The 9,365-nt window shown below is 66.8% G+C and carries 10 protein-coding genes; 3 read left to right on the top strand and 7 right to left on the bottom strand.

All coding sequences use genetic code 11. The features are described from left to right. Positions 1–210: 210 nt before the first annotated feature. Entirely contained in the window at positions 211–906 is a 696-nt protein-coding gene (locus Q4I23_RS26980) for a recombinase family protein (protein ID WP_498528244.1), read from the bottom strand. Between Q4I23_RS26980 and Q4I23_RS26975 the strand changes: the two genes are divergently transcribed. Continuing rightward, the gene (locus Q4I23_RS26975) at positions 890–1,687 is read left to right on the top strand and encodes a hypothetical protein (RefSeq protein ID WP_498528243.1); all 798 of its coding nucleotides are present in this window, start codon (positions 890–892) and stop codon (positions 1,685–1,687) included. The genes Q4I23_RS26980 and Q4I23_RS26975 overlap by 17 nt on opposite strands. Positions 1,688–1,757: 70 nt before the next feature. Here Q4I23_RS26975 and Q4I23_RS26970 read toward each other — a convergent pair whose 3' ends face one another. The 4 genes from Q4I23_RS26970 to Q4I23_RS26955 form a co-directional block, all read right to left on the bottom strand. After that, on the bottom strand, positions 1,758–2,567 hold the full coding sequence (locus Q4I23_RS26970) for a hypothetical protein (protein ID WP_498528242.1): 810 nt from the start codon (positions 2,565–2,567) through the stop codon (positions 1,758–1,760). Positions 2,568–2,695: 128 nt separating this feature from the next. Beyond that, positions 2,696–2,887: a hypothetical protein gene (locus Q4I23_RS26965; protein WP_498528241.1), complete on the bottom strand. Its 192-nt coding sequence runs from the start codon at positions 2,885–2,887 to the stop codon at positions 2,696–2,698. Beyond that, entirely contained in the window at positions 2,884–3,369 is a 486-nt protein-coding gene (locus tag Q4I23_RS26960; protein ID WP_498528240.1) for a hypothetical protein, read from the bottom strand. The genes Q4I23_RS26965 and Q4I23_RS26960 overlap by 4 nt, the downstream gene beginning before the upstream one ends. Next, positions 3,366–4,085, bottom strand: a complete 720-nt coding sequence (locus Q4I23_RS26955; RefSeq protein ID WP_498528239.1) for a hypothetical protein — start codon at positions 4,083–4,085, stop codon at positions 3,366–3,368. Before Q4I23_RS26955 ends, Q4I23_RS26960 begins: the two co-directional genes overlap by 4 nt. Before the next feature lie 153 nt (positions 4,086–4,238). Here Q4I23_RS26955 and Q4I23_RS26950 point away from each other — a divergent pair, with 153 nt between their 5' ends. Then, positions 4,239–6,017, top strand: a complete 1,779-nt coding sequence (locus tag Q4I23_RS26950) for a recombinase family protein (RefSeq protein WP_498528238.1) — start codon at positions 4,239–4,241, stop codon at positions 6,015–6,017. A 72-nt stretch (positions 6,018–6,089) separates the two neighbouring features. Here Q4I23_RS26950 and Q4I23_RS26945 read toward each other — a convergent pair whose 3' ends face one another. Further along, complete coding sequence (locus tag Q4I23_RS26945) at positions 6,090–6,908, bottom strand: phage capsid protein (protein WP_498528237.1); 819 nt, start codon at positions 6,906–6,908, stop codon at positions 6,090–6,092. A 420-nt stretch (positions 6,909–7,328) separates the two neighbouring features. On the opposite strand from Q4I23_RS26945, the gene Q4I23_RS26940 reads away from it, so the two are divergent. Next, positions 7,329–7,766, top strand: a complete 438-nt coding sequence (locus Q4I23_RS26940; RefSeq protein WP_498528236.1) for a PRC-barrel domain-containing protein — start codon at positions 7,329–7,331, stop codon at positions 7,764–7,766. 58 nt (positions 7,767–7,824) lie between these two features. On the opposite strand, the gene Q4I23_RS26935 is transcribed toward Q4I23_RS26940, so the two are convergent. After that, positions 7,825–9,365 (bottom strand): putative bifunctional diguanylate cyclase/phosphodiesterase (locus Q4I23_RS26935; RefSeq protein ID WP_498528235.1); only part of this gene is annotated, 1,541 nt, incomplete at its 5' end.

The raw sequence follows: 9,365 nt of genomic DNA, 5'->3' as shown, positions 1-9,365 counted from the left end.
GACGATCTGACGCTGATGCACAGAAACGATCTGACGGGCGCCTCACGCGCTGTCGTGCTGTCGCTATGTCAGACGACGCTGCGCAGCGTCGTCGCGTTCCACGACGCTCAAAGCGCCTTGCGTGCTCCCGCGCGACCGATGCCGGTAGGAACCTCTCGACCAGCATGCCGTAGCGGAACACCTGGCTGATGTCGATGCAGTCGGCCGCGGTCAGGGCGGCGCTGATGATCTGCTCAGTAGGCGGGCGACCTGCGTGGTTGTCCATGTGCCGCCGCGCGGGGCCGGAATGCGTCTGTCGTTCAGCGCGCGGGCGATGCCCTTCATCGAGACGATCCCAGAGAACCGGATCTCGTCAAGGACCGGAAGCAGGTCGAGGGCACGCTCCTTCGCTTGTGCAGCGCGCACCATCGAGCTGTTCGCCGTGCCCGCAGCGCGGTTTGCCAGGTTCTCTGGTTTGCCCAGCACAACGCCGCGCGCTCTGGCTGCGGCGAGAGCGGCGCGCGTCCGGTGTGAGATTGCCGCAGCCTCAGCTTCCGCGACTGCGGAAAGGATGTGGATGGTTAGCCGGTTCGCAGTAGGCAGGTCGACGGCGACGAACTCGACGCCGGACTCCATGAGGTTCGAGACGAAGGCGACGTTGCGCGCCAACCTGTCCATCTTCGCGACGACCAGCACGGCCCGATGCCGGCGGCACGCGGCGAGGGCCTGGGCGAGCACTGGTCGGTCGCTACGGCGCCCACTTTCGATCTCGACGAACTCCCCGACCAACTCCCATGAGCCGCCGTTGAGATAGCCGGAAACGGCGGCGCGCTGCGCCTCCAATCCCAGACCAGAGTGGCCCTGCTTCTGCGTGCTGACGCGAAGGTAACTGACAAACTTCCCTGACGGCATGATCATCACCGGCATAGTGGGTCACAAAAGCTCTAACGAGCGTTCAAGCAAGTGTGACCCAATAGATGCGCTCTATGAACCGCACGTTCTGCGGAATGCTTCCGCTGATCTAGCGGTACACCAAGCGGGCAATGCCTGCGACGATCACTTCATCGACAACGCGCTGATGGAGATGATGATGACCGTCGCGAACACCAAGAAGCTCACCAAGCCCGACACCGCCGCCAATGAGCCGACGCAGCCGGCCGGCAATGTGGTCGTGATCGAGCCGCAGGGCCGCGACCGCGAGCGGCGCAACGGTTTCTATGTCGTGCCCTTCGAGGTCCATGTCGTGCGGGCTACTGAGGTCACGCTGCCGCAGGAGCGGACGAAGAAGGTGCCGCTGCCCGAGCGCTTCCATCTGGAAGCGGACCCGGCCAAGGTCGTGAAGAAGCACAAGGGCCATCAGGTCGATCCGAGCCGGGCCGAAGGCTGCGCGCCGGTGATGCCGAACCTCGAACTGCTGGCCGCCTCTGGCAATCCTTACCCGAAGGCGGCCGATGAGACGGTGGAGACGGCCGACCAGTACAAGCCCTACGTCCTGATCTCTCACCTCACCTACGAGCGCCTGAAGGCGACGGGGGAGGTCTACAGCGCCGACCAGGCCGCCATCGATGCCGTACTGGCTGAGGCCGGCGTCGCGTCCACGTTCGACAGTCGGACGGCAGTGATCGACACCCTGCGCGACTTGGCGCTCTACGGCGTGGTGGCGCAGTTCAGGGTCGGCCGGGCGCGCCTCTTCCGCCCGGTGGCGTAGAGGCTCTACAACGGGAAAGGGCGGGACCTGCCAGCTCCCGCCCTCCCTGTCTCGGATAATCGTCCTCCACCTACACCGGCACAGTGCCGATCACGGCGAGGTGGTTGCGGATGACCACCCGATCTCCATGCGCTACGTGCATGATGGCGTCCACGAGATAGTCGACGTCGGTGCCGGGCCCGACCTCCCGAAGCCCAAGGCTGGCGGCGAGCTGGCGCAGATGGCGCCGGCCATGGCTCACACCGAGGCTCACCAGCCACTCCCGCAGTGCCCTGTGGTCGGCCGGCGGCATAGGAGCGCCAGCCCCTTCAACGCCGCGGTCCGGTTGGGCGCTGGTTACAGGCGCCGACGCGATGAGCGGTTCGGGCTCAAGAATGGGGTCGCCGAAGTCCGCCTCGTCCTCCGCGGCGAAGTCGTCCTCCGTGTCTTCGCAGTCGTGGCTGGCCTGGAGTTCGGCGGCCTGGTCGACCGTCATGATGCTGATCGTCATCTGCTCCAAGCCATCGGCTGTCTCGTCGGCCGGGATATAGAGGAGCTGGCCGAGCATCTTCGTCGCCGCCTCGGCTGTCTGCTGAAGACGGGCGAGCGTCATCGCGGGAACTTTCCCCCGATCGCGGTCCAGCGCAGCGCCGGCTTCGTTCAAGGCGGCGATCTGAACCATCACCGCCCGGCGATGGACCGCGATGCGGATGCGGGCGATCTCCTCGTCGGTCATCGCGCCGTCGACCTGCTGAACCGACTTCTGGGGCTGTGGCGACGTCGCGGGCTCGGGCGGTGGGATCGGAGCGTTGGACTTGGTCCAACCCCGCCGCCCGAAGGCGTCGGCCACCGACTGCTTGGTGACGCCCAACTCGCGGCCGAGATCGGCGAACGAGACCATGCCCGTCGCCCACCGCCGGTGATGGTCCGGGGTCAGGGCGGCGACGCCGCGCCGGCCTGTAGGAGCTTCCGCTCCCGCGGCTACTCCCAACCCTCCATCTCCACGGCTATTCCCGGCCCCGGTCGTCATCACGCCGCCCTACCGCCCCGCAAGGCGAACTCGATGCGCTGCCGACCGCGCAGGCTCTCGCGGTGGCGCCGCTCGGCGCAGGCGCGGAGCTGCTCGGCCTCGCGGAGGTCGAGGAACTCCTGCATCTCGGCTGGCGACACCGTGTCGAGGTCGCCCTCGATCCGGAGCTTCAGTTCCTCATAGCGGGTCATGCTGCCTTCACCTCCGTATTGCGGCGCTGGGCCGCGATCAGGCGGTTCAGCTTGTCAAAGTGCGACTCCAACTTCTCGATGGCCTCGATGAGCGACGCCTCGACTTGGCCGGGATTGGTGGCGTGCAACGCGATCATGGTGTCGAAGTTCTTTTCGCAGACCCCCGGAACACCGGCTGGACGCAGGTTGTCGGGCAGCGCCCCCGCCACCGTCAGGAATGCGCTCGGCAGCGCTTTGATCAGCGCACGGACCCAAGGCTCGAACTCGTCAGTGCCCGCTTCCTCGATCCACTTCGTGCGGATTGCCGGAAGGGCGTCGACCAGGCCGGAATGGTTGGCTCTGGCGATGATGCTGTAGGCGGTCTGGTGCGACACGCCCGACAGGCCCGACAACTGCCAGACCCCCACGGACGGCACGCTGGCGTGGGCCAGGCGCAACGCGAGGCGCCGCTCCGGCCCAACACGGTTACGCCGGACGGTCACGACAAGGCTCCCAGCGACGCCAGCGCCACGTCCAGGCGCTGGACGGCGTTGACGGCCTCCTGACGGGCGGCGCGCATCTCGCTGACCAGGGACGCGATCACGGCGCGGGCGGCGACCTCCTGGCCGGACTCGCGGACCCGGCGGATTGTCTCGGGGCTGCGCGCGACGTCGATCAGGCGCCGGGCGTCGGCGGCGAGCCCGCGCAGCACGCTCAGGCGCTCCTGGCGGTCGGTCAGCGTCTTCTGGTGGCGATCGAGCGCCGCAACCAGGCCGGCGGCGTCAAAGTCGAGGTCACCACCGTGATCGTCGACGGCGTCGCGGAGGTCTTCGACGTCCCGCTCGTGCCGGAAGCTGACCGGACGGTTGGCGTCTTCCAGGATCTCCGCGATGACGCCCTCGACGTGAGCCACGTCGGCGCGCTGCGCGGCGGCCTCGGCGTCCTTGAGCGACTTGCGCGCGACCTTCGTCGCCTCGGCCAGCCGGGCGATGTCGGTCTCGACCTCCACGACGGCGCGGCCGACGACCTCGACGAAGTAGCCGGCGGCTTCCTTGGGCGAAGCTTCGGTGACGCCAGAGATGACGGCGGCGGCGCGCGCACGCGCCGGGCCGAGCACCGGCAGGACCGTCATGCCGGCGATGATCGGCGAGCCGTAATCCACATCGAGTCGGCGGTTGCCGGTCGCCTCCCAGATCGGTGAACGCAGGTGAATGCCCATGGTGAATCCTTGACGAGTCGTGACACTTGTCAAAGATCATACGGTATCATAGTACCGTATGTCAAAACGGGTGCCGGTGTTTCCGAGGGCTGCCGGGCGAGCACTTGCTCGTGCTAGAGCTTATCGAGTGTTTTCAGCGACCCGGAGATCATCATGTCCGTCGGCGCCGTTTATTGCCGCGTTAGCTCCGCCTCACAGGCCCAGGAGGAGAAAACCTCCTTGGCCGACCAGGAGCGTATGTGCCGCAAGAAGGCCGAGCAGGACGGCTACGATATCAGGTTCGTCTTCAAGGATGTCGCGAGCGGAGCGCTCGACGAGGACGGGCGAGAGAATTTCGGCCGCATGATGGACGCCGCCCGCGCCGGTCAGTTCGCGCGGCTGTACTTCCTGAAGTTGGACAGGCTCGGGCGCGACCACCTAATCGTCGGCCGGGCAATCAAGGATCTGGAGAAGCTGGGCATCGACTTCGTCTCGGTCTTAGAGTCCGGCCTCGACAACCGGCTGCTCAGGGTGTTGACCAGCGCCATCGCCGAGACCGAGCGAGCGACCATCAAGGAGCGAACAGCGCGCGGACGCGCATCGCGACGCTCGGACGGGTTCTGGACACAGGGCCTGCCTCCCTACGGCCATCGCCTGCGCGACGACGGGCGCTTGGAGCGCGATCCGGCCGAGGTCGAGCAGGTGCAGCGGATCTTCGCCTGGATCGTGGACAAGGGCCGCATCGCCATTGCCGGCCGCCTGAACCGCGAGGAAGTGATCCCGCCGATGGTCGAGCTACGGCTGTCCAATGGCAAGCAGGCGCGACTGCGGACGAACGATCCGAGGATCGGCTCATCCTGGGCCAGGCTCGCCGCCTACATGAGCGAGACCGGCGCGACCTTCTGGGGCGCCAAACCGGCTTGGCAAGAGAGCGTCATCGAGCGGATCGTGCGGAACTCGGTCTACATCGGCACCTCCGGGGGCTTCCCGGTCACGATCATGCCGGCACCTATTCTCGACCAGAGAACCTTCGAGGCAGCTAACGCGGCTATGGAGGCGCGGCACCGGAAGGGCCGCGGCCCCAAGAATGAGTACATGCTGACCGGACTGCTGAAGTGCCGATGCGGGCGCGGATATGTCGCCCATCAGGGGGGCGGCAATGGGAGCGTGAAGGTGTTCTACTACCTGTGCTCTGGCCGGCGAAACGGCACCGGCTGCGACGCGCCGTTCATCCGCATGGATGAAGCGCACCGGCAGATGTCCGTCAACGCCTCGATGTTCCTCAAGCGCTGGCTGCGCAAGGAACACCTGATTGAGCACCTGACGGCCGGAACCCGGCAGCGTCTCGAAGACCTACAGCAACAGTATGATGCTGCGGCCCAGCGGCTCGCCAAATTGAAGATGGATCGCGAGCAGATCACCGGACACGTCCTTGCCATGACCGACGCCGGCGTCGGTACCGAAGGGATGGCGGTGCTCTACGCGCGCTTGAAAGAGACGGGCGAGGCGATCAAGACGGCGGACGCCGAGATCGTCGAGGTGTTGCGCTCCATTGACCAGATCCAGGCTGCCGGAGCCATGGACCGAGAGAAGCTGGACGAGATCGTCTTCCTTGCGGAGCACTTCACCTATGTGGACGTCGAGGAGCCAGGTCAGAAGCCCGATGACGGCATGCCGTGGCCGTCGCAGCGCGATCTGCTCGCCCTGATCGTCAAGGAAGCCGTCGTCGAGCCGGACGGCAAGCTGACCGCCCGCTTCAAGGATGACCACGACACGCTGCTGAAGGTGGTCAAGCACCTGCTCGACGCCGCCCGACGGCTGTCGGATCACACCACCCTGATTAGCGATGTCTACCGGCAGCAGCGGGAGCCGGTCGAACTGCCCGAGGAGACGGTCCGCCTGATCTCGGAAGCATTTTGTAGTAAATCGTTGAGCGCTAAGCCGTTGGCGTAGGCAAGGACACTCAGGTCCTTCGGAAGATAGGCCATGGGGAAAACTCCGTTTCGATCGTCGGCAGGGAGGGCGTCAGGCTTCCAGGCAGCGCATGGTGACGACGCCCGCCGCGTCGATCAGGCCGGCGCCCTGCGACATCATGTTGTTCACGAAATGCGCGGCCCGATCGCCGTGCCACGAGATGTCCGTCTTCACGTCGGCGCCGGAAGCGTGGCCGACGGCCGTCTTGTGGTACCAGTGGCACAGCCGCACGCCGCCCTCCGCCTTCAGGCCGGAATGGGGCATCCACAGCGTGCCCAGCCAGCGCTTGGCCTGGGTGCCGCGCCAGGGCAGCTCGTCGGCGCCGACATATTCGGTGCTGGCGAACTCGTCGATGCCCAGGAGCTGGCTCCACTGCTTCCAGCCGACGACGGCGTAGCGCTGGCCGTCGTCCGGCACGTCGGACTCGCCCAGCTTCTCGAAGGCCGTCAGCACCTTCGCCTTGGTCAGCCCGTCGCCGGAGCCGCCCGCGTAGTTGGTGGACCGGTTCAACTCGCCCAGGATGAGTTCGTCGGTCTTGCGGCCCAGCGCGTAGGCGCCGGCGCTGGCGATGATCTGCCGCTCGTCGATGTTGGTCTTCAGCTCGTCCAGCCGATCGACCCAGTCGCCGGCGTAGAAGTCGTAGAGGGTGCATTCGACCGGCGTGTGGTCCAGGTTCATCACCGGAACCGCGCCGTGGCGCGCCTTGGTCGACGCGGTGCCCTTGCCGACCTTCTGGAAGACGGTGGAGGCGCCCTGGACGTTGTTCTTCGTGCGCACCGTGTTGCGCAGCTTGGAACCCATGCGCTGGTAGGCGTCGTGCACTTCGCGTTCGAACTGTTTGACGAAAGCCTGGGCGACCGAGGTGGACATTGGATTGTATTCCTTTCGCGTTCTGCGGGGGTCCCGTCCGGCGGGAAGCATTCCGCCACCCGGTTGTCAGGCGCGCCCGATCCCGGAAAAGGACGAGGGGACGCGCGCCCGGCCGCGGGCGAAGCGCGAAAAAAGAAAGGGGCTGGCCGGGCCTTTCGGTTGTCCGGTCAGCCCCTTTCAGGACAGGCATGGAGGGAGGTTCGGGATGCCGCGGCCCATCGCGTGAGGGGACGCACGACGGGCGTTGGCAAGAGTGTTTTTAGGACACCCGCCCTTTCATGTCAAGAATATTTTCCTTTTCCGAACAATCATTCCCTTGGCGCGGTACCCCCTCGGGGCGTGGAATATCCCCCGGAGCCACGCTGTTGATTGGTTGGCCTCAACGGCCCGAAAACACGGCATAAAAAAGGAATACGCTTCATGAAGACGATCATCACCGCCTGTGGCGTCGCCGCGCTTCTGCTCGCCACGCCGGCCCTGGCCGAAAGCACGTCCGCAACCACCGCCAAGGAGGTCCCGAGCAACAAGGCGACCGGGCAGGTCGCCGCCACCCACGGTTCGCTCGACCCGGCGGTTGCGAAGATGACCGCGGCCCAGCTCAAGGGGAAGGACGTCTACGGCAGCGACGGCAAGGACATCGCCGAGATTGAGGGCATCGTCCGCAAGGGCGGCCAGACCTTCGCGGTGATCGATGTCGATCACATCGCCGACATCAGCGACAAGGACGTCGTCCTGCCGCTGGAGCGGCTGCACATGAAGGGCAAGCGTCTGACCGTCGACATGACGGAGAACGACCTCAAGGGCCTGGAGTCCTGGCAGAAGGACAAGTACGAGGACGTCAAGGGCGCGCTGCGCTGACGTCAGGGCCGAATCGGGAGGACGGACCGGGGGCGACGGCCCCCGGTTCTTCCGGATTTCACGCCGACCGGCGCAGGCGCATGGCCAGCAGATCGGCGGCCTGACCGGCGGGAACCGGGCGCCCGGTCAGCCAGCCCTGGACCAGGGTGCAGTTGTGGTGGCGCAGGAAATTGGCCTGCTCCTGCTTCTCCACCCCCTCCGCCACCACATCCAGCCCCAGCATGTCGGCCATGGCGATGATGGTGGAGACGATGCCGTTGTCCTCCCGCTCGCTCGGCACGCCGTTCACGAAGGAGCGGTCGATCTTCAGCGTCGTCACCGGCAGCCGCTTCAGGTAGCTCAGCGAGGAATGGCCGGTGCCGAAATCGTCCACCGCCACGCGGATGCCCATGGCCTTCAGCGCGGCCAGGACGGACAGGGCGTGGTCCATGTCCTGCATCACCGCGCCCTCGGTGATCTCCAGCTCGACCAGATCGGGCGACAGGCGGTGGCGGTCGATGATCCGGCGGAAATCCTCGGCGGAGCGCTGGCGCAGGTGGCGCGGCGAGATGTTGACGGCCACCGGCACCGGCTCCAGCCCGCGGTCGATCCACTCCCGCAACTGCCGGCAGGCCTCGTCCAGCACCCAGTCGCCGAGCGGCACGATGAAGCCGGTGTCCTCGGCGACCGGGATGAACTCGCCGGGCGGGATCATGCCGAAGCCGGGCTTGTCCCAGCGCAGAAGCGCCTCGAACCCTTCCAGCGCTTGGTCGATCAGCGACACCTTGGGCTGGTAGTGGAGCTGGAACTCCCCGCGCGCCAGCGCCGCCCGCAGGTCGCGGTCCAGCGCCAGATGGCGGTGCGCCTGGTCGGCCAGCTCCTTGCGGAAGAAGGCGTGGCGCTTGCCGCCGGCCCGCTTGGCCGCATAGAGCGCCGTGTCGGCGGAGCGGATCAGTTCCTGCGCGCTGTCGGCATGGTCGGGGAACAGGGCGATGCCGATGGACGGGCGGACGTAATGTTCCGTGCCCATCAGCAGCACCGGCTCGTCGAAGGCCGCAAGGATGCGCTGGGCGGCGATCTCCGCCTCCTTCGCCTCGCCCACCTCGTCGAGGATCACCGCGAAGTCGTCGGTGCCGATGCGCCCCACCGTGTCGCTGGCCCGCACCGTGACGACGATCCGCGAGGCGACCTCCTGCAGCAGCAGGTCCCCGGCGTGGTGGCCCAGCGTGTCGGTGATCAGCTTGAAGCGCGACAGATCCAGGCACAGAACCGCGAAGCGGCGGCCATGGCGCCGCGCCCGCTCGATGGAGGTGTCGAGCAGCGACTCGATCAGGGCGCGGTTCGGCAGGCCGGTCAGCCGGTCGCGCGTGGCGAGGCGCAGCAGTTCCCGCTCGTGACGCATCCGCTCGGTCATGTCGGCCAGCGCGCAGACGTAGCTGCGCCGCCCCTGCACGTCCAGGCAGGACAGGGAGAGCGAGGCGTCGATCCGCCCGTCCTCCCGCTCGATCGCCAGCTCCTCGGCGCGCTCCGTGCGGCCGCTGGTGCCCGTTCCCGCCGCGCCGTCCCCGCCCCTGTCTCTTATACACATCTCCGAGCCCACGAGACTATAACAGCTATCTC

The organism is Azospirillum sp. UFLA03-27, from assembly GCF_059803775.1.
Note: the sequence above shows the minus strand (reverse complement) of the source record. Positions and strands in the feature narration are given on the sequence as shown.

Coding starts and splice junctions, on each gene's coding strand:
- Q4I23_RS26955 (WP_498528239.1), bottom strand. CDS start 4,085: ATGGGCATTCACCTGCGTTCACCGATCTGGGAGGCGACCGGCAACCGC.
- Q4I23_RS26945 (WP_498528237.1), bottom strand. CDS start 6,908: ATGTCCACCTCGGTCGCCCAGGCTTTCGTCAAACAGTTCGAACGCGAA.
- Q4I23_RS26975 (WP_498528243.1), top strand. CDS start 890: ATGATCATCACCGGCATAGTGGGTCACAAAAGCTCTAACGAGCGTTCA.
- Q4I23_RS26980 (WP_498528244.1), bottom strand. CDS start 906: ATGCCGGTGATGATCATGCCGTCAGGGAAGTTTGTCAGTTACCTTCGC.
- Q4I23_RS26940 (WP_498528236.1), top strand. CDS start 7,329: ATGAAGACGATCATCACCGCCTGTGGCGTCGCCGCGCTTCTGCTCGCC.
- Q4I23_RS26965 (WP_498528241.1), bottom strand. CDS start 2,887: ATGACCCGCTATGAGGAACTGAAGCTCCGGATCGAGGGCGACCTCGAC.
- Q4I23_RS26970 (WP_498528242.1), bottom strand. CDS start 2,567: ATGGTCTCGTTCGCCGATCTCGGCCGCGAGTTGGGCGTCACCAAGCAG.
- Q4I23_RS26950 (WP_498528238.1), top strand. CDS start 4,239: ATGTCCGTCGGCGCCGTTTATTGCCGCGTTAGCTCCGCCTCACAGGCC.